The 22,864-nt window shown below is 59.6% G+C and carries 22 protein-coding genes, 1 other RNA gene and 1 pseudogene; 10 read left to right on the forward strand and 14 right to left on the reverse strand.

The window, feature by feature from the left end; all coding sequences use genetic code 11:
* Window positions 1-120 precede the first annotated feature (120 nt).
* Window positions 121-678: a hypoxanthine-guanine phosphoribosyltransferase gene (locus tag IE111_RS23985; RefSeq protein ID WP_189613745.1), complete on the reverse strand. Its 558-nt coding sequence runs from the start codon at window positions 676-678 to the stop codon at window positions 121-123.
* A gap of 117 nt (window positions 679-795) precedes the next feature.
* Between IE111_RS23985 and IE111_RS23990 the strand changes: the two genes are divergently transcribed.
* Window positions 796-1,305 (forward strand): dihydrofolate reductase, encoded by a 510-nt coding sequence (locus IE111_RS23990; RefSeq protein WP_189613748.1) that lies wholly within the window; start codon window positions 796-798, stop codon window positions 1,303-1,305.
* 91 nt (window positions 1,306-1,396) lie between these two features.
* Window positions 1,397-1,774, forward strand: a complete 378-nt coding sequence (locus tag IE111_RS23995) for a VOC family protein (RefSeq protein ID WP_189613749.1) — start codon at window positions 1,397-1,399, stop codon at window positions 1,772-1,774.
* A gap of 3 nt (window positions 1,775-1,777) precedes the next feature.
* On the opposite strand, the gene IE111_RS24000 is transcribed toward IE111_RS23995, so the two are convergent.
* The 4 genes from IE111_RS24000 to IE111_RS24015 form a co-directional block, all read right to left on the reverse strand.
* The gene (locus IE111_RS24000; protein ID WP_189613751.1) at window positions 1,778-3,007 is read right to left on the reverse strand and encodes a multidrug effflux MFS transporter; all 1,230 of its coding nucleotides are present in this window, start codon (window positions 3,005-3,007) and stop codon (window positions 1,778-1,780) included.
* Between the two features lie 227 nt (window positions 3,008-3,234).
* Window positions 3,235-3,897: a peroxiredoxin gene (locus IE111_RS24005; RefSeq protein WP_189613754.1), complete on the reverse strand. Its 663-nt coding sequence runs from the start codon at window positions 3,895-3,897 to the stop codon at window positions 3,235-3,237.
* A gap of 183 nt (window positions 3,898-4,080) precedes the next feature.
* On the reverse strand, window positions 4,081-6,480 hold the full coding sequence (locus IE111_RS24010) for a PAS domain S-box protein (protein WP_189613756.1): 2,400 nt from the start codon (window positions 6,478-6,480) through the stop codon (window positions 4,081-4,083).
* Window positions 6,481-6,528: 48 nt separating this feature from the next.
* Window positions 6,529-7,665, reverse strand: a complete 1,137-nt coding sequence (locus IE111_RS24015; RefSeq protein ID WP_189613757.1) for a response regulator — start codon at window positions 7,663-7,665, stop codon at window positions 6,529-6,531.
* A 159-nt stretch (window positions 7,666-7,824) separates the two neighbouring features.
* Here IE111_RS24015 and IE111_RS24020 point away from each other — a divergent pair, with 159 nt between their 5' ends.
* Both IE111_RS24020 and IE111_RS24025 read left to right on the forward strand, forming a co-directional pair.
* Window positions 7,825-10,065, forward strand: coding sequence for a sensor histidine kinase (locus IE111_RS24020; protein ID WP_189613758.1), 2,241 nt, complete (start codon window positions 7,825-7,827; stop codon window positions 10,063-10,065).
* A complete protein-coding gene (locus tag IE111_RS24025; protein WP_189613761.1) occupies window positions 10,062-11,702 on the forward strand; it encodes a diguanylate cyclase in 1,641 nt (546 codons plus the stop codon). Before IE111_RS24020 ends, IE111_RS24025 begins: the two co-directional genes overlap by 4 nt.
* A gap of 20 nt (window positions 11,703-11,722) precedes the next feature.
* Here IE111_RS24025 and IE111_RS24030 read toward each other — a convergent pair whose 3' ends face one another.
* The 4 genes from IE111_RS24030 to IE111_RS24045 all read right to left on the reverse strand — a co-directional run bounded on the left by IE111_RS24030 (window position 11,723) and on the right by IE111_RS24045 (window position 15,634).
* Window positions 11,723-12,106, reverse strand: coding sequence for a response regulator (locus IE111_RS24030; RefSeq protein ID WP_189613763.1), 384 nt, complete (start codon window positions 12,104-12,106; stop codon window positions 11,723-11,725).
* A gap of 109 nt (window positions 12,107-12,215) precedes the next feature.
* Window positions 12,216-13,304: a Glu/Leu/Phe/Val family dehydrogenase gene (locus IE111_RS24035; protein ID WP_189613765.1), complete on the reverse strand. Its 1,089-nt coding sequence runs from the start codon at window positions 13,302-13,304 to the stop codon at window positions 12,216-12,218.
* Window positions 13,305-13,702: 398 nt separating this feature from the next.
* A complete protein-coding gene (gene pepP / locus IE111_RS24040) occupies window positions 13,703-15,037 on the reverse strand; it encodes a Xaa-Pro aminopeptidase (protein ID WP_189613767.1) in 1,335 nt (444 codons plus the stop codon).
* A gap of 9 nt (window positions 15,038-15,046) precedes the next feature.
* A complete protein-coding gene (locus tag IE111_RS24045; RefSeq protein WP_189613768.1) occupies window positions 15,047-15,634 on the reverse strand; it encodes a UPF0149 family protein in 588 nt (195 codons plus the stop codon).
* Between the two features lie 140 nt (window positions 15,635-15,774).
* Between IE111_RS24045 and IE111_RS24050 the strand changes: the two genes are divergently transcribed.
* The 4 genes from IE111_RS24050 to IE111_RS24065 all read left to right on the forward strand — a co-directional run bounded on the left by IE111_RS24050 (window position 15,775) and on the right by IE111_RS24065 (window position 17,205).
* Window positions 15,775-15,984, forward strand: coding sequence for a TIGR02449 family protein (locus IE111_RS24050; RefSeq protein WP_189613770.1), 210 nt, complete (start codon window positions 15,775-15,777; stop codon window positions 15,982-15,984).
* Entirely contained in the window at window positions 15,981-16,313 is a 333-nt protein-coding gene (locus tag IE111_RS24055) for a cell division protein ZapA (protein ID WP_189613772.1), read from the forward strand. The genes IE111_RS24050 and IE111_RS24055 overlap by 4 nt, the downstream gene beginning before the upstream one ends.
* 91 nt (window positions 16,314-16,404) lie before the next feature.
* Window positions 16,405-16,582: non-coding RNA, 6S RNA (gene ssrS, locus IE111_RS24060), on the forward strand.
* A 5-nt stretch (window positions 16,583-16,587) separates the two neighbouring features.
* A complete protein-coding gene (locus IE111_RS24065) occupies window positions 16,588-17,205 on the forward strand; it encodes a 5-formyltetrahydrofolate cyclo-ligase (RefSeq protein WP_189613774.1) in 618 nt (205 codons plus the stop codon).
* An 81-nt stretch (window positions 17,206-17,286) separates the two neighbouring features.
* Here the strand turns inward: IE111_RS24065 and IE111_RS24070 are convergent, their stop codons facing one another.
* Window positions 17,287-17,445: a hypothetical protein gene (locus IE111_RS24070; protein WP_189613776.1), complete on the reverse strand. Its 159-nt coding sequence runs from the start codon at window positions 17,443-17,445 to the stop codon at window positions 17,287-17,289.
* Between the two features lie 174 nt (window positions 17,446-17,619).
* On the opposite strand from IE111_RS24070, the gene IE111_RS24075 reads away from it, so the two are divergent.
* Together IE111_RS24075 and IE111_RS24080 are read left to right on the forward strand one after the other, a co-directional pair.
* On the forward strand, window positions 17,620-18,072 hold the full coding sequence (locus tag IE111_RS24075; protein WP_189613777.1) for an EVE domain-containing protein: 453 nt from the start codon (window positions 17,620-17,622) through the stop codon (window positions 18,070-18,072).
* A 51-nt stretch (window positions 18,073-18,123) separates the two neighbouring features.
* Window positions 18,124-18,624, forward strand: coding sequence for a Crp/Fnr family transcriptional regulator (locus tag IE111_RS24080; RefSeq protein WP_189613779.1), 501 nt, complete (start codon window positions 18,124-18,126; stop codon window positions 18,622-18,624).
* A gap of 74 nt (window positions 18,625-18,698) precedes the next feature.
* Here the strand turns inward: IE111_RS24080 and IE111_RS24085 are convergent, their stop codons facing one another.
* The 4 genes and pseudogenes from IE111_RS24085 to IE111_RS24100 all read right to left on the reverse strand — a co-directional run.
* Window positions 18,699-19,442: an SOS response-associated peptidase family protein gene (locus IE111_RS24085; protein ID WP_189613781.1), complete on the reverse strand. Its 744-nt coding sequence runs from the start codon at window positions 19,440-19,442 to the stop codon at window positions 18,699-18,701.
* Window positions 19,443-19,570: 128 nt separating this feature from the next.
* Window positions 19,571-20,017 (reverse strand): hypothetical protein, encoded by a 447-nt coding sequence (locus IE111_RS24090; RefSeq protein ID WP_189613783.1) that lies wholly within the window; start codon window positions 20,015-20,017, stop codon window positions 19,571-19,573.
* A 538-nt stretch (window positions 20,018-20,555) separates the two neighbouring features.
* Window positions 20,556-21,299: a PoNe immunity protein domain-containing protein gene (locus IE111_RS24095; RefSeq protein WP_189613786.1), complete on the reverse strand. Its 744-nt coding sequence runs from the start codon at window positions 21,297-21,299 to the stop codon at window positions 20,556-20,558.
* Window positions 21,293-22,864: pseudogene (locus tag IE111_RS24100) on the reverse strand (hypothetical protein); the annotation flags it as partial. The pseudogene IE111_RS24100 and the gene IE111_RS24095, both read right to left, overlap by 7 nt.

Below are 22,864 nucleotides of genomic sequence, written 5' to 3' on the forward strand. Positions count from 1 at the left end.
GACGGCTTTGGCCGGTTTTGTAGCGGCGGGCAGGCACTGGAAAGCTCCTTTTGAATAGCAAGCCGTGATTTTAACCTTAAAGAAGGGATACTTTCACAGCCTCCATGCCCACCCTACAGATTACAGACCCTTCACCGCGAAAATCCCCGGGGCGTTGCGCCAATAGCCCTTGTAGTCCATGCCGTAGCCGAACACATAGCGGTCTTCGCATTGCAGGCCGATGTAATCCGGAATGATGTCCGGACGGGCCTTGCGGTCGTGTTGTTTGTCGACCAGGACGGCGATGTGCATGTCTTCCACGCCTTCTTCCCGACAATGGTCGACGATGGCGCCGAGGGTCGAGCCTTCGTCGTAGATGTCGTCGACGATCAGCACCGTGCGGCCCTTCAGCGGTTGTTGCGGGTAGGTGCGCCATTCGAGGTCTGCGCCCTGGGTCTTGTCGCGGTAGCGGGTGGCGTGCAGGTAGCTGATCTCCAGCGGGAAACCGAGCTTGGTAACCAGCTTGCCGGTCAGCACCAGACCACCGTTCATCACGCTGAAGACGATGGGGTTGCGATGCGCCAGATCCCGCGAGATGTCGGTGGCCATGTTGTCTATGGCCTGTTCCACCTGGGCTTCTGTAAAGAGGCAGTCGGCCTCGTTCCGAACTTGCTGGATCTCTGAGGGAATGGCGGTCATTGCTGCCTCTTTGGTCAGGAATCAGGGGTGGCGAACTTTAGCGACTCTTCCGGGTGGGTGCAAGATACCCGTTCGCTTGGGGTAGTATAGCCACCCAAACCCCCTATGGAGCAACCCGTGCGCATAGCCTTGATCTGGGCCATGGCCCAAAACCGCGTTATCGGCCGCGACAACAAGCTGCCCTGGTACCTGCCGAACGACCTGAAATACTTCAAACGGGTCACCACCGGCAAGCCGGTGATCATGGGCCGCAAGACCTACGAGAGCATCGGCCGGCCGCTGCCGAATCGAACCAACATCGTCGTCACCCGGGATACCGGCTTCGAGGCCGCCGGTGTCAAGGTGGTGCATTCGCTGGACGAGGCCATCGAACTGTCCGAGGCGGACACCGTCATCAACGGTGGTGAGGAAGTGATCGTCATGGGCGGGGCCGAGATCTACGCCCAGGCGCTGCCCCGCGCGGACCGGTTGTACGTGACTCTGGTACACGCCGAAGTCGATGGGGATGCCTATTTCCCGGAGATCGACCTGAACGCTTATCGGGAGGTGGCCCGGGAAGACTATGAGGCCGAAGGGCCGAATCCCTACGATTATTCGTTTGTGGTGATGGATCGGCCGGTTTCGTAGAGTGGACAGTATCTAGGCGCCGGAGTGGGCTATAGTGGTGTCTCCAGTTGGACGCTTAGGGCGTACCGTCATTACATAAGGAGCGACACTCATGGCCACTTCCTTCCAACACGCCGTCTGGTTTGAAATACCAGTGACCGATATGGACCGCGCGATCGCATTTTACGAAGCGGTGTTTGAAACAGAGCTGAAACGACAGGAGATGGGTCCCCTGACGATGGCTTGGCTCCCATCCGAACAGGGGCAGTATGGAGCATCCGGCACCCTGATGCTGGCCGAATCGTACGTACCCTCGCATCAGGGCTCGATGGTCTATCTCAATACTGACGATATCGACGCCACGCTCGGTCGGGCCGAAGCACAGGGTGGAAAGATTCTGAACCCTAAGATGAGCATCGGCGAATTCGGCTTCGTCGGGCACTTCGAGGACAGTGAAGGCAACCGGATCGGTCTGCACAATACCCAGTAGTCGTCATTCATCCACATGGGTCGCCATCCCCTGGCGCATACATGCCAGGGCGAGGCCACCGTACACTACAAATGCCACCAGCATGGGCACGGGTGTGGCGTTGTAGAACTGGCCGACGAGTAGCGACAGAGGCACAGCCATGAAGTTGCCGATCGAGCCGACCAGGGCCGCGCCCAATCCGGCGACCTGCCCCAATGGCTGCATCGCCATGGCGTTGAGGTTACCGAACAGCAGCCCGACCCCGAAAAAGCCGACCGCGCCCAGCCCCATAAACAGCCCAAACGCGGGTGTGCCACCCTGAGCCAACGCCAGGAGCAGCAAGACCGCAAAGGCAGTAATAAAGGTGCTCACCGCCACGTAGGTAATCCGACGAGTGCCGAACCGCATCACCAGACGGCTATTGGTGAATGACGCCAGGCCGATGGCGGATGCCAGCAAGGCGAAGTAGAGCGGAAAGCGATCGCCGACCCCGTAGACGTCCTGAAAGATCGCCTGCGACGTGCTCAGATAGGTCAGGAAGGCGCCCATGATGAAACCGGTGGCGGCGGTGAACCACATGGCGGTGGGAGTGGTCACCACTACAACGGTGGAGGACCACAGCCGGATCCAGGAAAACGGGTGCCGTTTCGACCGAGTCAGTGTCTCCGGCTGACGCACCCCGAACCAGACACCGACGATGATCGCCAGCCCGATGAAGATGCCGAAAATTGCCCGCCAACCGGCGAAACGCAAAATCAATTGTCCCACCGCCGGCGCCAGCATGGGCACCAGAATAAACACCATCATGATGAACGACATCACCTGCGCCATGGCGCGGCCAATATACTGATCGCGGATCAAGGCCACGGAAACGATGCGCGGCGCGGAGACGCCGAACCCTTGGATCAAACGGCCTATCAACATGACGGTCAGCGTTTCCGCCTGCATCGAAATCACCGCGCCCAACACGAAGCAGGCCAGCCCGGACAGAATCGCGGGCTTGCGACCGATGGCATCCGACAACGGACCGTAGAACAACTGGCCGATCGCCATGCCCAGAATCAGAAAGGAAATGATCATCTGCGTACGGGCGAGGTCGGTGACCCCGAGGTCGGAGGCGATGTCCGGCAGCGCGGGCAACATCGCATCCACGCTCAACGCCAGTTGGGCGACCATCAGGGCCATCAAGGCGACGAATTCGGGCAGGCGCAACGCCGGTTTGGGAGCGTCAGCCGGGCGGGCAGAGGTATTCATCGGGCAGTCCATTAACGCGTGGGTGTCGGGACCGGGAGTGTAACACTGGTTGGTTGGCGAAGGGGGTTGTGGGGCGGACATGGTACGTCTGGCCTGGCATCCCGGCGTCGGCCAATAAATAGCCGTAGGGTGGGCACGGCCCACCATGGAATTATGCTCGAGCTCGGGCTCACTCCTGAGGCACGGCATGGTGGGCCGTGCCCACCCTACGACGGTTGCTGCCGAGCTCACTTGTTCGGCTGTTCGACCATGCGCAGATAGGGCTTCAGTGTGCGATAGCCCTGCGGGTATTTCTTCTGCGCTTCCTCGTCGGAGACCGCCGGCGGAATAATGACATCGTCGCCGTCCTTCCAGTTCACCGGTGTGGCGACCTGATGGCTCTTGGTCAACTGAATCGAATCCAGCGCGCGCAGCACCTCGTCGAAGTTGCGGCCCGTGGTCATCGGGTAGGTCATGATCAGCTGGATTTTCTTATCCGGGCTGATGATGAAGACCGAACGCACGGTGGCGTTATCAGCCGGAGTGCGGCCTTCGGAGCTGTCGCCTTCGCTGGCCGGCAGCATATCGTACAGCTTGGCCACGTTCAGGTCGGTGTCGCCGATCATTGGGTACTTCGGCAGATGCCCCTGGGTTTCCTCGATGTCTTTGGACCATTTTTCATGGTTGTCCACCGGGTCGACGCTCAGACCGATGATCTTGGTATTGCGCTTGTCGAATTCCGGTTGCAGGCCGGCCATGTAACCGAGCTCGGTGGTGCACACCGGGGTGAAGTCTTTCGGGTGCGAGAACAGAATAGCCCAGCTGTCGCCGATCCACTGGTGAAAATCGATTTCACCCTGGGTGGTCTGGGCGGTGAAGTTGGGTGCTGTGTCGTTGATGCGCAGTGACATATGTATGCCTCCCTGAAGATGCAACAGCGTAAAGTATGGTATGTGCTTTTGAAGCTGCGGTGCTGTTGGTAGTTTGCACCGGGTTCATTCAAAAGTCGGTTCGGCGAACCGTGATTTCAAGTCATAGTCGCATTTTGGCTTAAATCAACTTCTTCTATCCATAGATGATCGATAACCGGTGATTCAGTCGGCTGCCAGGATCGGGAAGTCCACGAAGAAGCAGGTGCCCCGGCCCTCCTCGGTCTCGAAATCGATCTGTCCCCCCATGCGGACCACCAGTTCGCGGCTGACGGCCAGGCCCAGACCGGTGCCGCCTTTTTGGCGGGAATCCGACGCATCCGCCTGGGCGAATCGCTGGAACAGCTTGGGTTGGAATGCCTTGGGAATGCCGGGCCCGGAATCGGAAACCCGGATGCGAGCCGTCCCGTCGCGGCACTCGCAGGTCACCGAAACGCTCGAACCGGCGGGCGAGAATTTCACCGCATTGGAGAGTAGATTGGTCAATACCTGGTCCAACCGTTGAACGTCGGCACGGATACGAACGGTGCACTCGGTACGATCGTAGTCGAAACGGATGCCGAACCGATCGGCGAACGCCTGGTTGTGCTCCAGGCTCTGCTGGATGACGTCGTCAACGTTCAGCGCCTGCCAATGGAAACGCATCTCCCCGGACAACAGTTTGTCCATGTCCAGCAGATCATTGACCAGCCAGGCCAGTCGCTGGGTGTTTTTATCGGCGATGGCGACCAGTTCAGCCGCCTTGTCCGGCAATTTGCCGAGCACTCCGTTTGCCAGCAGTTTCAGTGACCCCCCGATCGAGGTGAGCGGTGTGCGCAGTTCATGACTGACGGTGGAGACAAATTCATTTTTCAACCGTTCGATGCGTTTCTGCTCGCTGATGTCTTCGATGATCGACCAGATCAGAGCCCCTTGTGATCGATCCAATACGCGCACCCCATTAATCGTGACCGGGTAGCGCGAGCCGTCTTTGCGGGTAAATTCCTTCTCGATCGGTCCGTAGCGGCCTTCTTCGTGCAGGCGTTTCAGTTCTTCTCGTTTTCGTGCGTCGTATTCGGAGGGGCTGAGGTCCCAGGTGGTCATCCCGAGCAGTTCCTCCCGGCTGTAACCGGTCTGTTGCGCCACCGCCTGGTTAATGTCGATAAAGCGACCACTGCCCGGCTCGACCAGGGCGATGCCCAGCGGCGATAGCTCGAATAAGGCACGCAACCGGGCTTCGTTTTCCTTCAGCGCCTGCTCGGCCCGTTCGCTGTCGAGCGCCGAGCCTACCCAGCGAGCCAGCAGACGTACAAAGGCTCTTTCACCCTCGGTGAAAGGGGGGCGCGGCTTCGAAGACGAGAAATTCAGGGTCCCGTACGCTTGGCCGTCGACGTAAACCGTGACGCCGGTATAAGCCTCCAGGCCAAACGCCTGGTAACAGGGATGACTGGCGAATTCGGAGTGTTCCATGTGGTGTATCGCCAGATCGCCCCGATTGTTCAGTGCCAGACGGCAGTATGTGGTACCCAGATCGAACACCTGGTCTTCATGCAGAGGCGATTCCGCCGGCGCCACGAACCATTTCACCGTATAGCGATCGCCCTGGATGTTACTGATGATCCCGAGCTCCAATCCCAGGTAATCCGCGCCGAGTTGAAGGGCTTGTCGAAACCGGTCATGGAGCGTCAGTTCGGTATCGGCGGCGATCTCGTTCAGGATCGTCAATGCTTCCATTTGTCGTTGGGATTGATCCCGGGCCCGTTTTTCATTGGTGATGTCGAGGCTGATGCCGACAATGCCGACGACCTCTCCCTGCTCATCTTTCAACGGCAGTTTGGAGACCTTGAACCAGACCGGTTGGCCGTCGGGCGTCGAGCTTTCGTCTTCCGCTATCTCAATGGGGCGTCCTTCGTTGACGACCTCGTTGTCTTCACGTTGCGATTGCTCGATCAAATAGTCGGGATAGAGGTCGCTGTCGTGCTTGCCGATGATCTCGGCTTCATCGGCGACGCCCAGAAAGTCGAGCTCAGCCCGGTTCGCCAGCACTTTGCGAAACGACCGGTCCTTGACGTAAATGTTGATGGGAATGTTGTCGATGATGGTGCGCAGCAGTTTTTCGCGTTCGGCCAGTTCCCGTTGGGCCGCTTCATTGGCTCGCTCCGCCTCGCGCCGTTCGGTCACATCCAGGTGGGTGCCGAACACTTTTTCCGGCCGGCCATCGTCGGTGTGGGTGATCACCTTGCCGCGATCGTGCACCCAGACCCAATGACCGTCTTTATGTCGCATACGGTACACACAGTCGTACTCCGGCCGTTCACCGCGCATATGCGCCTGCATGATCGCCCGGGACTCCGGCAGGTCATCCGGATGGACCAAGTGCTGCCAGGTATTGAACGTGGTGGGGTGCAGTTCATCAAGTCGATACCCGACGATCTCGGCCCAGCGCTCGTTGTAAATGGTCTCGCCGGTCTGCACGTGCCATTCCCAGGTCCCGGCCCGCGTGCCTTCCAGGATCGCCTGAAGGCGCCAGCTGTCGTAAGGCAGGTCGGATGGGGACGACGATGTATCTGTATTGGACGACGTCATGGCAGACCCTGATTGTTTTTGTAGTCACAACCCTTGTTCAGGGTGCTGTCAGCCTTCCAGCCCCAGAGCGCGCAGACGCCTGAGGTAGGTGGCACTTGAGGTATCCCCTTTGGCGCGGCTGGCGGCGACCGACATCAGGATCAATTCCCGACGAACCGCATCCGTTGCCAGCCAATGCGTCGCACCGACCCGCTCGCGCAGGTCCAGCGGTAGTTGCCAGTGCGTTTTGATGGCGTTGCCGTACGCCTGGGCGTGGTGCGTCAGAGCGGAGTCGATGTCGTGGTCGACCGCGTGCCCGCCCTGGTCCAGATAATGCTGAATCAGTTGGAGCAGGGTGATTTCACCCAGCCGGTGCAGCAGACCCGCCGTATAAGCGAGCGATACCGGGATCTTGAGACGGTTGGCCAGGTCGGCGGCGGTGTCGGCGATGGCCTGGGATTCTTCGGCGTAGTGGTCGGCCCATAACTTCAAATGAGGGTGGCGCAGACTGTCGTGATCGTTCATCGACAACGCGACCACCTGATTCAGTGCCATGGTTACCCCCATGGCATTGATCGCATCCAGCAGGTTGTTCACGGCCTTGCCGTAGCGCTTGAACAGACTGCTGTTGGCGATCTGGATCAGGCGGCTGGTGATGGTCGGGCTGTCACGCCAGCGCTTGTTCAATTCGCGCGCCGTTGGTTCCTCATCCTGGGTAAGGGTGCCCAGGGCATCCCGGGCACCGGTCATCAGCGTCACGTTCCGGACGCGGTCATCCACCGGCGCGAGCCAATCCCCCAGCGCAGGCAAGGAGGCCTCCGGGGTAGCCAGGTTCATGCCGTCCGGTATCAGATAGGGTTGCAGCCGGCGCCCGACTTCGGTCGGATCGAAGGGCTTTACGATGAAATCGTCGACGCCCTGCCGCGCACTGCTGATCACCGATTGACGGTCTCCCCGGCCGGTGACCATAAGAATGGGCGTCTCCCGGTCGGTTTTTCGAATGTGCCGAACCAGATCCAGACCGTCTTCACCCTGCGGCAGGGTCCAGTCACACAACAACAGGCCGGGTTTGTGTTCCTCCCACTGCGACTGTGCCTCTTCGAGCGTTTCCGCCTCCAGCAGTACCGCGCTTGGGTTCTGGCTCTGCACGATGGTGCACAGCAATTCCCGCATCATGGGATCGTCTTCGAGAATCAGCACGTACATAGTGGGTCGACGGCTCGGATAATAGGGTGGTTGGTCCGGCAAACACCGGGTTTCGTAGCTATGCTAGTAGGCCAGTGTCGATGGCACAAATAGCCAAAGGGCTAACTCGGGTTCGAATCGCTGTGACGAGTTGCCCGGCAAGACGGAATGAGGTCTCTTTTGGTCAGTCCCCGCATCCCCATCAGTGGGCAGGCATCCCTGTTCAGCCGAAGCATCGCCATTGTCATGCTCAGTACGCTGTTCGCAGCGTTTACGATCAGTCTGACGGCGTATCAGGTTCTGACCCGGGATATTCTGGCGCAGTCGTCCGAGGCGCTGAGCCGGAATTCCGCCTACCATGCCGAAATGATCCACCGGGATCTGATGCAGCGCAAATACCAATTGGACCAGTTCGCCGAAACGCTGGTCGACGAGCGCGGCCGATTGCTGCCGGTGGACGTGCTCACCGAGCGCCTGCGCATCCTGCCCCGGCTGGGCGGGTTGTTCAGCGAAGGCCTGGTGGTGATGGACGCGAACGGGAAAGCCATCGCCGAGTCCATCCCGGTTCCGGGGCGGGTGGGTACCACCTATGGCGACAGGCCTCATATCCGGGCCATCCTGGACGACCCCAAACTGGCCATGGCGGGGCCGATTATCGGCCGAACCACGGGATTGCCCTTGCTCAGTTTCATGGCGCCGATCCGATCACCGGAAGGTGAGCTGCTTGGCCTGATGACGGCCATTCTCGACCTCACGGACGACGACTTCTATGCCCTGACCGCCAATCCGCTGCCCCTGAAGGCCAGCCAACGACTCTACATTCTGGATCTGGACAACGGCTACGCGATACGCCACCCCGACCTGGCCGGTGGCATCCAGCCGCTGCCCGACCCGGAACTCGATCCGGTGGTGCGTCATGTCGTGGCCCAGCGCGAAGACGGTGTTGTGGATCTGGGAGCGGCCGGCGATGCCCTGGTGACCCAGGCCCGGCTGGAAGTGCTCGGCTGGACGCTGGTATCGGTCGCCTCCTTCGAGGAAATCGCCCAACCGGCGGTCTCGGGTCTGGTTCGGTTCGCGCTGGTCTCGCTGGCCATCCTGGCGGTGGTGGTCGTGTTGGCCGTCTGGCTGGTGTATCGCAATCTGAAACCCTTGAACGATTCTACCCGGGCCATCGAACATCTGGTGCATCACCCCGGCGATCATCGGTTCCTGCCCGTATCCAAGCTGGTCGAGATTCGGCGGCTCAATGCCGCCTTCAATTTGCTGATGGAAGAACAGCGGCGATATCAGGAAGAGCTGGAGCACGAGAAAGATCGTTTTGTTTCCCTGTTCTCGCAGTCCACCAACGCCCTGATCCTGTTGCGGCCGGAGGACTGGACCATCGAGCGCATCAACGAGACCGGTCGACAGGTGTTGGGGCTGGAGCCGGACGACGCACAGGGGCGTGCTCTGGAAGACTGCATCCATGTATCGCCCGACGCGCTGGCCACCGTGAAACGGCGGATCGATGAAGGCGATGCCGTGAAGGGAGCGACCTGGACTCTGTACGAGGAAGAGGCCGAGCCGCGCGTGTACGAGATCAGCGCCGCCTCGGTCACTTCCGGATACAGCCGGTCCATTTTGCTGACCTTGCGCGACATCACCGAGAGCCGGCAACTGCAGAACGCCAAGGACGAGTTCATCTCCACCGTCAGCCACGAATTGCGGACACCACTGACCTCCCTGTCCGGATCGCTGAAGTTGCTGCAATCCGACGTCATCGCCGAGATGCCGCGAGAGGCCATACCGGTCATGAACATCGCCCTGAAGAACAGCGAGCGATTACAAACACTGGTCAACGACCTGCTGGACGTGAACCGGCTGATGACCGGCCGCATGTCCTTTCACCTCGACTGGCATTCGGTCACCGATCTGGTGAACGAAGCGGTGGACAGCAATCAGGCCCTGGCGGCGGTCAAAGGCATCGACCTGATCCGTGAGACGCCCCGCGTCGACCGGGAGATTCACGTCGACCCCGTGCGTTATCGGCAGATTCTGGATAACCTGATCAGCAATGCGATCAAGTTCAGTCCGGATCGGTCGCAGATTCGCATCGTGTTGCGGCACGACGCCGGCAACAGCAGGGTGGAGGTGATCGATCAGGGGCCGGGGATCCCCGAAGCCTTTCGCTCGCGGATTTTCCAGCGCTTTTCCCAGGCCGACGCCAGCGCCCGTCGGGCTCAGGAGGGGACCGGGCTGGGGTTGGCCATCAGCCGGGAATTGACCGAGCAGATGGAGGGGCGGATCGACTTCGAACGCGGCCGCTTCGTGGGTGCCTGTTTTCATGTCGACTTTGCCTCCCGACCGGTCTCAATGGCCGACGGGACCGACGAAGACGACGCAGGGCACGAAAACGATTCGACGAAAAGGTACGGATCATGACCGATGTTCAGGCGAAGCTGGACCAGTTGATCGCCGCCTACCGGAACCGGCTGCCGATGATCGAGGCGGACCTGGGCGCGGTCTGGAACCGGTTGTCCACGACCACCTTCGAGGTCGATGATCTGCGCGACCTGACCGACCAATTGCATGGCCTCAAAGGCAGCAGCGGGACCTTCGGCCTGCCCCGGGTGAACGAGGCGGCCGCCCGGTACGAGGACGTCGCCCGGGATTGCCTCAGCAAATACAACGCCGGCTATCTCAGCGCCCGTGAAATCCATACCTTGCTGTCTCCCTTTCATCAGCGACTGTCCCAGTCCCTGCACCAGGCGCAACACGAGCAGAATGGCGATTCGGCTCGTATTGCGCTGGAAGAAGGCAACGGTCGGGACAGTCAGGCCGTGTTGTATTTTCCGGCGGTCGAAAACGGCAACGGCTCCTTATTGTCGGACGCGATCGAAGCCGAAGGGTTGCGGGTCGACACACATACACTCGATGAGACCGCCAACCTGACGGTTCTGAGCCGAACGGCGAAAGTCGCCGTCGTCGAGGCCGGCGCGGAAGACGACCAGATCGCTCCGTTGCTGGTGCCCCTGCAACGATTGAAAGAAGCGGCGGTGAAGACGATCGTAATCACCGATCAGATGGATCTCGACTCCCAGTTGGCGCTGGTGCGTGCGGGTGTCATGGGGTGCGTGATTCGGCCCGTCTCGCCGGATGAAGTGGTGCGTCATCTTCTGCGCGTGGCTGGCGATGCCGAGGACCCCTGCATTCGCATCATGATCGTCGACGATCAGGCCGATGTCGCCCAATACTACGAAACCCTGCTCGACGAGCAGGGCATGACGGTGTTGGTGGAGTCGGACCCGGAACAGCTCTTTCTCAAGATCGATCAGTTCGAACCGGACATCCTGTTGCTCGACATCAACATGCCGCTGGCCGTCGGGCCCGAAATCGCCCAGATGTTGCGCATGCACGAACGCTACTCGACACTGCCGATTCTGTTTCTGACCGGCAACCAATACCAGGCGCAGCAACGCGCCGGGTTGATCGGCATCGGCACCGATGACCTGCTGGAGAAAGGCATGCCGCCGCAGGATCTGGTGCGTCAGGTGCGCAACCGCGCGCAACGGGCCCGATCACTCAAGCACCAGGTAACCACCGATGGTCTGTCGGGTTTACTCAATCATCGCCACGTGATGATGCAGGCGCGACGGCACTGTCAGTTGGCCAACCGGTCCGGCGAGGTGGTGTCGATGGCACTGATCGATCTGGACCGGTTCAAGCAGATCAACGACACCCACGGTCACGACAGTGGCGACATCGTCATCCGTTCATTGTCCAAGCTGCTGCGATCGCGGCTGCGCACCACCGATCTGGTCGGTCGATACGGCGGCGAAGAGTTTATCCTGATTTTGCCCGGCACCGATTGCGCTCAGGCGACCCGATTGGTCGAATCCCTGCTGGAGGATTTTCGGTCGATGACCTTCAATTCACCCAAGGGGCCGTTTCAGGCGACGTTCAGTGCCGGCGTCAGCGACTCGACCGTCAGTGTCGAACTGGAGGGGATCTTTTATTCCATGGATCAGGCCCTTTACCGGGCCAAAGACGCCGGTCGTGACCGGGTGTTGTCCTTCTGAGCGTGTCCTACTGAGTAAAGTCAGCCCCGGGACCTTTGCCACAGGGTGCGTACCTGGTCGGCTAGCGTCATCGGGTCGAAGGGTTTCGCGATCACGCCCAGGGCGCCCATGTCCAGATAGTCTTCCACTTCGTCGGGCTGAACCTTCGCGGTCATGAATACGATCGGGATGTCCGCCAGCGCCGGCTGGCGACGGATGGCGCGCAAGGTTTCGGGGCCGTCCATGCTCGGCATCATGACATCGAGCAGAATCAGGTCGGGGCGGGTATCTTCCAGAACGTCGAGCGCCTCTTGGCCACCACTGCAGGGCACCAGCCGGAACCCCCCGACGGATACCAGCGCCAGTTCGGCGATGGCCCGGATATCCGGATCGTCTTCGACGTAGAGAATGGTCTCAAGAGACATGCGTACCCCACTGATCTGCACAGTCCCGCAGTATGTCGCATACGGGGGAGCGCGCCAACCGGTTTGGCTGGGGTGCACGCGCCCCATGGCGGGGGCGCGGCGGGCAGGATCAGGCCGTGCGGCGATACTCCAGCGTGGTTTCACCCTTGGCCAGACGTTCCCGGGCAATGGTGTCGGCCAGGTCGCTGGCGGGAATGTTCTCGCGCGCGGAGCGCTCGAAAATCTCCATCAGGGTGTCGTGAATGCCCTCGATGTGAGCGTTCACTTTGTCGCTGTCGTAGGCACCGAGCGTTTCGAAGCAGACGTCGATGATGCCACCGGCATTGATTACATAATCCGGCGCATAGCAGATGCCGCGCTCGTGCAGCAGACGACCGGTTTCGGCGGTGTCCAGCTGGTTGTTGGCGGAACCGGCGATGATCGAGACATCCAGTTCCTTGAGCGTGGCCGGATTGACAGTTGCGCCCAGGGCGCACGGGGCGAAGATGTCCATCTTCTGGCGGTAGATCTCATCCAGGCCGACGACGGTGGCGCCCAATTCCTGCTCGGCCTGTTTCAGAACCTCGGTGTTGACGTCGGTCACCACCAGCTTGGCGCCGGCCTGGGCCAGCATCTTGGCCATGCGATAGCCGACGTTACCCAGCCCCTGCATGCCGACGGTCAGGCCACTCAGATCGTCGCGCTTCAACTGGTGTTTAACGGCGGCCTGGATGCCGAGGAAACAGCCGTAGGCGGTGGCGGGCGACGGGTCGCCGGACTTGGTGGTGCCGTCTTTGTCGACCTTTTCGTGGTAGCCGGTGACGTAGGAGGTGGTCTCGTGAACGATCTTCATGTCCGGTACGGAGGTGCCGGAGTCTTCGGCGGCGATGTAGATGCCGCCCAGTCGCTCCAGATAGCGGCCGAAGGCGTGCAGCAGTTCCGGAGTCTTCTGGGTTTTCGGGTCGCCGATGATGACGGATTTGCCGCCGCCGAGCGGCAGCCGGGCCATGGCGCTTTTGTAGGTCATGCCGCGCGACAGGCGCAGGACGTCGGTCAGGGCATCGTCTTCGCTGGCGTAGGGGTACATGCGGGTGCCACCGAGCGACGGTCCGAGATGGGTGTTGTGAACGGCGATGATGGCCTTGAGACCGGATTCGGGGTCACAGACGTAATTGATCTGTTCGTGGTTGTCGAACTCGACATGATCAAACAAGCTCATGGCGAACTTCCTTCTTGTTGTGGGGTTCTAGGGTCACTAGGAACGCGATTCGGGTGTCAGCCCTTTTGGGGCTTGGGGGTAAACATAAGCGCTGTGACGGGGTTGTCCAGCTTTTAATCGGCCGGGGTCGGGTATCTGTAAATGGCCGGCTGTATGGTGGGGTTGCCAATCGGTGCCTGGAACCCGTGGTGGCTGGCAGGCAGGCTCATTCGGGGCCGCCGTGAACCCGTCCATGGGGGCTTAGCTTCGGCATCCATGCCTCAGATATCCCCGAATGAGCCAACCTACCATCCACCACTAACCCTGATTGCCAGGGCCACGTAGGGTGGGCACCGCCCACCATGGAATGAAAACTCACCACGGACGGAACTATTTGGCTAACGGATGGTTAATCATCCCTAAAACAAACTACTCTGCCCCCCATTCATCAACGCTTCGATCTCCGCCGGCTCTTTCGGCACATCCTTGGTCAACACATCGTGCCCGTCACGGGTAACGGCCACATCATCCTCGATGCGCACGCCGATGCCGCGCCACCGCTCTTCAACGTCGGTGTTGTGCGGGGATATGTACACCCCGGGCTCAATGGTCAACACCATACCGGGCTCGAGAACCCGCCATTCGCCACCGACCTTGTAATCGCCGACGTCATGCACGTCCATGCCGAGCCAGTGCCCGGTTTTGTGCATGAAAAACGGTTTGAACGCTTCTTTCTCAATCAGGTCGTCCACGTCGCCGCTCAGAATGCCCAGTTCGACCAGCCCTGCGGTCAGTACGCGCACCGTGGTGTCGTGCGGGGCGATCCAGGGGTTGCCGGGTTTGACCTGGTCGAGCGCGGCGTACTGGGCCTTGAGGACGAGGTCGTAGATGGCCCGCTGTTCGGTGTTGAAGTGGCCGTTGGCGGGGAAGGTGCGGGTGATGTCGGAGGCGTAGTATTCGAGTTCGCCGCCGGCGTCGATGAGCACGAGTTCGCCGTCTTCGATTTTGCCGGTGTTTTCGATGTAGTGCAGGATGCAGGCGTTGGCGCCGCTACCGACGATGGCGGAGTAGGCGGGCCAGGGGCTGCCGGCCATCATGCACTCGTGTTCGATCTCGGCCTGCAGCTGGTATTCCATGATGCCGGGTTTGCAGGCGCTCATGGCGCGTTTGTGGGCGCGGGCGCTCATCGCGGCGGCGTCGGCCATAATGGCCAGTTCCTGCTTGGATTTGATCAACCGCAGGTCGTGCAGCAGGTGGCTGATGTCGGAGAAGTCTTCCGGCGGGCGGGCGCCGGTGCGGACTTTACTGCGAATCTGGTTCACCCAGGTCATCAGCTGGTGGTCGAACGCATCGTCGACGCCCATTTGCGAGTAGACGCGGCTGCGGCCTTCCATCAGGCCGGGCAGGATCTCGTCGATGTCGTCGATCGGAAAGGCGTCGTCGGCGCCGTATTCGGCGACGGCGCCGTCGGGGCCGGCGCGGTAGCCGTCCCAGATTTCACGTTCCGGGTCCTTGTCGCGCACGAACAGGATGTACTGGCCCTGTTCACGACCCGGGATCAGGACGGCGAAGGCGTCCGGCTCGCGAAAACCGGTCAGGTACATGAAGTTGCTGTTCTGGCGGAACGGGTGATGGACGTCGTTGTTGCGGATGGTCTCGTTCGCGGCCGGGATAATGGCGATGCTGTTGTCGGCCATCTGCTCCATCAGACGGGCACGACGGTCGGCGAATTCCGCCTTGCTGATGCGTTTCATGCGGTCTCCTCAGTGAACGGTCGGCGTGTCGCCGTCCGGGGACTGGGTTTGGTTGTATTCGAGAAAGAGTGTCAGGGCGCCCATGCGGACGTGTTCGCTGATGGCGACGAAATCCTCCTCGGCCTGGGCGTCTTCGTCGTTCTCGGTGTCGACCTGGGCGATGGCGGACAGGTCTTCGAGCACTTCTTCGATCTCTTCCGGGATTTCCTTGCCTTCCGAGACCACGCCGACGGTGCCGAACGCGCCGAGGAAGGAACCGCACCAGTCGCTCAGCGCCTCCAGACGGTCGGCCAGGGGCGCGTCGTCGGCGGGCAGCAGCGGTTTGAACGACATGCCGGTGTCTTCCAGCGCCGACAGGGTACTGACGTACAGCCCCTTGAGGATCACATGGTGGCCTTCCTCGACGGTCTCGCTCGGGCCGAGCAGATCGACCGCCCAGGCCACCCAGTCTTCCGAGCTCATTCGGTGACCGGCCGCCAGGACACCGGTCAGTGAGCCGTGCAGGGTGGTCGGTGACTGGCCGGACCCCATGCGCCGGAACAATTCGGCCAGGTCCTCGTAGCGCATCTGGGGTGCGTCGGGTGTGGTATCGGACATAGAGTCGGGGCCTCCAAAGTATAATCAATGCTGGTCTCTGACGCGGATGCTATCATGCTCCAACCTGTGACCGCAGTCGTTGACCCGCCCACAGCCCGGTTTATATAGTAGAGCACCGTAAACAACGCTGGCCTGTCCAAATGTCTGAACCCTCCCTGAAACGTCTTGAGCAGAAGCTGGATGCGCTGATCGAACACAGTCAGCGTCTGGAGCAGGACAATCGCCTGCTGAAGGCGGAACGCTCGGCCTGGCAGGCAGAGCGCGCCAAACTGATCAAGCAGAATGAGCTGGCGCGCGACCGGGTGGAAGCCATGATCGAACGCCTCAAGACCCTGGAGCAATCGGGATGAACGAACATAAGACATTGACCGTCACCATCCTGGAGCGCGAATACCGGGTCGCCTGCCCCGAAGGGCAAGAACCCAAGCTCGAAGAGGCCGCGCGGTCGCTGGACAAGAAAATGAAGGAAATCCGTTCCACCGGCAAGGTGTTCGGCATCGAGCGTATTGCCGTTATGGCCGCCCTGAACCTGACCCGGGAGCTGATCGATCGCGAACCGGTCGTCACCCAGGATCTGGACGCCCTCGCCCGGCTGGAGAGCAAGATCGACGCGGCCATGCCGGAACAGATCGACATCCCGATGGAGCTTGATCCGGACGAGGACGCCGGCCGCGCCTGACCGCGACCGTGTTACAGAACGTAGGGATAAACGCCTGCAATAAATCCGGATGTCAAGACTGTCATTCAGCGCATTTTCATTATAATCAGGGGTGTCCCTGGGCTATACGCCAGCTGTGCAAAGTCCTGAGCCGATAAATAGATTTTAGGTGCTTCTTAGATGGCGATGTGAGCATGTCCGCTAGACGGAAAGCCTAATTTGTCACGAGAACCACCGCCTTGGACTGAACGGTTCAAGGTCTCACACGGCAGCGGTAGTCTGGGGACATTCACTTATGCCTAACGATTTTCACGAACTCTCCTCCTCCCATTCCGACGTGATCACCGCCCAGGAAAAGCGCCGTCTGCGCAAGACCCTGCGTGCCACGCGCCGTGAACTGACACCCCGACAACAACGCCTTGCCTCGCGTGGCCTGATCCGCCAATTGACCACCCAGCCGGACTATATACGCGTCGAACATGTGGCGCTCTATTGGGCCAATGATGGGGAAATTGACGTGACACCGCTGATGCACCGCCTGCATTCCGACAGTAAACAGGTGTATCTGCCGGTTCTGCATCCGCTGCAACCCCGGCTCTGGTTTCGCCCCTGGTACCCGGGCGCGAAAATGAAGAACAACCGCTTCGGCATTCCCGAGCCCGTTCGCGGCACCAAGATTCCGCCCTGGTTTCTGGACTGGGTGCTGCTGCCCCTGGTCGGCTTCGATGAGGCCGGCGGGCGACTGGGCATGGGCGGGGGGTTTTACGATCGCACCTTCGCCCACCGCGACCGCTGGCCAAGAGAACCGGCCCGGATCGGCGTGGCGCATGAGTGTCAGAAAGTGGAACGGGTGCCGCTGGAACCCTGGGACATTCCGCTGGCCAAGGTGGCGACCGATCGGGGCATTTATTGAATGAATAAACCCCCGACGTGCCGGGGATCGGCCCGGCCCGAAGAGGGTTCATTATGCGAAAGACGGGGCGGTTCGCCGGGGTTACCGGTCGACCTCACTGCCCAATAATATGCCTGAAGCTTTGGCATTTTGGCTGCTGCGGCGCTCGCGATCATCTCCCTGCGTCATGCCACTCAAAATCATTCCAAGACCGAGTATCAGCGCCAACGTCACCAGAATATCCGGTTTACTGCGTTTCATAGGATGGCGATCTTTTATAGTAATGGTTATGGATAGGTCTTGCTTCCCGGGTAAAAACACCCTCGACAGTGTTCTAAACCCGGTCGACACCTTAGTGTCGCGCATGTAATGTGACAAATCTGTGACGAAAATCAAATATTTCTGTGCCCGTGAGACATTAATCGAGGTAAAGATATGGCAAATTGGCTGCTGAAGACCGAACCGGACGAGTTTTCGCTCGACGATCTGGAGGCCAAAGGCCCCAATGGCGAACCCTGGAACGGCATTCGCAACTACCAGGCCCGCAACTTCCTCAAGCAGATGCAGCCCGGCGACCGGGTACTGATTTATCACTCCTCCTGCGCGGTGCCCGGCATCGTCGGAGAAGGCGAAGTCATCGGCCAGCCCTACGCCGACCCGGACGCGCTGAACCCCGAGTCCAAATATTTCGACCCCAAGAGCACGGCGGACAATACCCGCTGGTGGGTGGTGGATGTGCGTTTCAAGCGCCGCTGGCCGCAAACCGTCAGCCTCAAGACCCTGAAACAGCAGACCGGCCTGGACTCGATGGCCCTGCTGCGCCAGGGACGGCTTTCCGTGAGCCCGGTCACGGAGAAAGAGTGGGAAGTGATCAGTTCGATTGCGTGATGGCGGGCGAGGTGATTAACTTATCCACACACCTCCCTTAGCCGTACCGGAATGGAAAAACTCAAGCCCATCAGCTATTCCAACGACTTCGTCGCCGAATTGATCGATCGGACCAATTGGGCCAACGAACTGCCGTGGGAGGACATCCGCAAGCTGGGCGCCTACTTCACCGCCTACGAAGTCGACAAGGGGACGGTGATTTTCTACGAAGGCGCCCGGGCCGACTACATGGGGCTGATCGTCAGCGGCAAGATCCGCATCAGCAAGACCACCCAGAACCGCACCGTCTATCCGCTCGTCACCCTCACCGAATCGCAGACCTTCGGCGAACTCTCACTGATCGACGGCGAACCGCGCAGCGGCCTGGCCGAAGCCATCGAACCGACCGTCTTCGTCATCACCACCCGCCGCCAGCTGCGTCGCATGTCCGAGGAAGAGCCCGAACTCGCCTTCAAAGTCCTGTGGAAAGTCACCCGCATCATCAGCCAGCGCCTACGCCACACCAGCTTCAAACTCCTCCACTCCACCCTGGGCCTCGACTTCCGCCACTGACTAAACATTTCCCTCTCCCCGATATATTTCCCCTCTCCCCCCGGGAGAGGGGCTAGGGGAGAGGGTCAATCTACCTATCCCACCGGCCTCAAAACAAACGGCTCCGTATCCAACGCCGAAAAATCCCCATCGTTCACCGCCTGCGCCTCAACCTCCACCCGAACATCCGTCACCCCAAACAACGCCTCAAACGCCGAATGCTCCACTTTCGGATTCAACCAATCCTCCAGCTCCTCCGGCTTCAACACCAACGGAAACGACTTGTGATGCACATCCAGAAACCTCGGATGGGGCGGCAAAGTAATAATCCCGGTGGACACCTTCGGCTCCCCCGCCTCATCCAGCCAGTGCTTACATAACGCCCCAAGCAGCATCAACTGCCCGGGCGTGTGCACCAGATAGCGCTGCTTGCGAATCGGCTTCGGCGGCTTGGCCTGCTCGGCCTCGGTCAAATCAGTAAACAGGCGACCCCCAGAATACACCGGTTGCCACTCAAAGAACCCGTTCGCGACCACAACGGAGCGAAAACTCTTCGGCGGGATGGTGTGCAGCTTCGAGGTGAGAATATGATCCGACCGGCAATTGAACGTCGCCCAGCGGGTGTCGGGCTTTAGCGTCCGCTTGTCCAGCTTCAGCCACCAGGTGGCGGGCATCAGACGCGGACCTTCTCGAGTCGGCACCATGGCCAGCACCGAGTCCGTCGGCCGGCATTCTTTCTTGCCCAACACTTTTTCGATCTCGGATTCGGAATAGCCGGCCATGTCGAGAATGGGTTCGAGCAAGGGAAAATCGGTAACGTTGTAGATGGCGCCGCACATAGAGCCTGCCTCTTCATTCAAGGTCTGAACAGCTTAGCAACGAATGTGATTCCGTTCACACGGGCTGCCCTATACCGGGAACAACGAACAGGCAGGCGTCTATCTATATTGGTACAGCGAACGAGCCCCTATTGCGACGGCGCCAAAGGCAACGCTTCATACTCGTTGGACGCCATCCACGCCACGGCGGCGCGGCTCAGCCACTCGCAGAACACCATTTCGCAATAGCGAAAGCCCCGGCCGGGAAAACTGCCGTCCATAAGCCGCATCAGACTGTGCTTCAGCGCCATTTCCGCATCCCCGGGGCTGATGTGCGCCAGACGGCGCGTCTGCTCGAAGAAATCCCGCCCGCGCCCGGCCGCTTCCTCCGCCGTGAGGGTGTCCTGACCGTCGAACTCCCACCAGGCGATATCGCCCGGCCGGTCGTCATCCCAGCGCAGATCTTTCACGTAACCGAGATCGTACCGGCTGACGGGCTCCCCGTCCGGCACCGCCGGACAGGGCGTCGCACCCAAAGCCCGCAACACCGCCAGAGCAACCCCCTCACCGACCCAGAGCGCATACGCCTGAACCAACTCCCGTCGAGCAAAAACAGAAACCGACCCACCGGCCCCCTCCTGTAGGAGCGCACGCCGTGCGCGACCTTCCTGCGATTCATCCACCCAAACCCGCCCAAAAGGCGACTCCAAAAACCGCTCCGGATGGTGCCCAGGGTCACCCCCAGCGGCTTCATGCAGATCGTTCAGGGAATAGAAGTCGCCTCGTCGGCGAACGGGATGGGACAAGATGGTGAGACAATTATTTTGGGACGAGCGGGATTCTGGCGTACTATAGTGCGTAGCCATTGTAGACTCCTTATCAGTCTGTGATGGTCAGCTATCTTCGGGTGTTGGTAGCACCCGGAGGTAGCGCTTCTTTAGTGATCAACTGTGTCGATAGTGCGACCTTTCTGTGTTCCGTTTTTCATGCGTTGTGTGCGTACAACGCACCTGTCCATTCACTCATGAAACACTGTAAAAATCAACAGTTTTTGGGTGTGTTTGTTGGCATTTTAGTGAATGCAGGTTAAGCAGGTGGTGGGAGGAAGATACCCTTCCCTATGATCCATTTGCCTTACTGGGTACGCTTCCAATCCACCAATTGCTTTGGATAAATAGGGCTTCCTTTAAATTCATAATCGTCCCATCTTGCGTCAATCACCAAGGTTCCGAGTTCAAAAACCCAATACCCGAAGTGTCGATAATAACGAGGGTCCGCTTCTAAATGGCTTTCACTCCAAAACGCCTCGTAGTGCTTCAAACCATCAAAGTACCCACTTAAAAACCTGGATATCAAGGTGTTTCTCGGTTCAGTGTCGTATTGACCTAGTGCCTGAAGTAGAGATCCATAAACTCGTGGGAATAGTACTTCCTGTGTCGGGGCATGTGCCCTGTTAAAACAATGAAGCAGCCTATCCACCAACATATCCCTTCCGGAAAATGGAATCTTCTTCAACAAGTCATCGCTAGGGTTAGCATTGAACAAGAAACCTGCAGATAGAGCCCATACACTAAGAATGTATTGGCTAAAGTCCATGTCGAATGGAGATCTTTGGTGATTCAAATGATATTCAAAGAATTCCAGCATCTGTTGGCACTCAACTGCCACATCTTCAATGCGATAGCCAAGGGTGTATTTAAGGAATACAATTTGAAGTTGAGTTTTAAACCGTGAGTATGAGCTTATATCTCGCCTACGTTCATCGATGTCTGCCCGATTTAAAGTAGAATTAAATCTTGGCATGCCCTTGGTTTCGAGGCGCACCAAATAGTCTTCGAGCTTATGGGCATCCGCAAACTCTGTTTGTCGGGTCACCATGTAATTTCCTCCTTAACAACTCTATCCAAATCAGGCCTATACCGTAGTCCAATTTTATCGAAATCCCCATCCTGAACAGCGAACAAAACATCATCATCAGCCTGCTGATAAGCTTTCGACTCGATCCATTTGTCACTCATCTGTTTAATCCTTTTTCCATCTGGACCTTTAATCGAACCATAGGAGCTCTTGTGGTACTTGGCTTCAATAATGATGTAAGTCGGCGGCGGATTGGCATTCAGGAAAATCCCATCGATGCCATGCTGCCCATAGGCCGGTCGCCGGAACCCCGGCAAGGGTTGGTGGCCCTCTTCTATCATCTTGGCGTAAGCCGCATCCTCGGCAAACTCAGCCTTATATCTGTTGGTTCCCGGCGTGGTCTTATGCTTGCCGCTCTCAAAGAACCGCCGTTCCTCGTGATCGTACTCCTTGCGCGGGCCATTGTAACCGGGGTTGCGTTTGGTGTTGTAGCTGCCGTCCGCGTTGCGGAACCAATGGTGGCCATTGGGTGCGGGTGGTAGTAACGCTTCCGGAGCTTCGCCGATCAGTCGTTGGCGAACCGGGCCAACGCTGCCATCCAAAGCCAGATGCTTTGGCGCGTTCACGCCTTTGAACTGCAAGCCGTATTTCACGGCGTCGTCGAACAAGGTTTTCGCGGCGGTAGCACGCACCGCCCCCTTGGCCACCGTCAGATCCGGCGTCTTGAACCGCCCGGCCTGGGCATCGCCCGAGTAGGCGCCAAGACCGAGCGCGGCGCCACCGATGAAGTATTTACTGCGCATCAGCGCCAGGAAGGCCTGGCCGGAGTGGATGAGCCAGCCTTCGATGGGCACGAAGAAGGTGGCGACGGTGAACAGGGCCTGGTCGATCCATTCCAGCAGTTCGCGGTTCACGTGCCGGTAGGGGATCAGGTTCGCGTCTTTCTGGGCCTCGTAGAGGTCGTCCAGCCGGTCGTCGAGGGCGCTTTTAGTGCGTTCCAGAACGGCAGTAACGAACTTCTCCTCGGTCGGGAAGAGGTTATAGCGCAGCCACCACGGGTCCCGGGGGACGTTCTCTTTCAGTTCCTCCAGCTCTTCCAGGTCCTGGATCAGTTTCTGGACTTCCGGGTCTTCGTACCGTTCGGCGGCGGCGCGGAACAGCAGGTCGGCGTAGAGCCAGGTCAGGTCGAGGATTTTGGGTTCGGTCGGGGTCAGCGGGGCGAGTTGTTGTTCGACCAGTTGCCAATCTTCCTCGGTGAGGCCGCTGCCGAGTTGTTTTTCGATCTCGGCGCGGATGTCCGCCTCGGTGCTGTCGGCGTCGGCCAGCAGCACATAGGTGTTGGGGAGTGGATGACCGCGTTCGTCTTCCGGCAGGTTGATCGCCTCCAGCGCACGTTGCAGCAAATCGACCTGAACCGGTCGCAATTGCATCGAGTGGCCGGTGTTGGTGCGCGAGGTGTAGGGCCGCCCTTTCTCCCAGTCAACGATGGGGCCGACGTCGTAGAGGTGAACGATGGGCTCGCCGAAGGCCTGGAACAGGCTGTCGAAGGTGGTCTGGTCTTCGGGTACGCCCGGGCGTTTGGGCAC

This window comes from Saccharospirillum salsuginis, from assembly GCF_014651855.1.
Classification (GTDB): domain Bacteria; phylum Pseudomonadota; class Gammaproteobacteria; order Pseudomonadales; family Natronospirillaceae; genus Saccharospirillum; species Saccharospirillum salsuginis.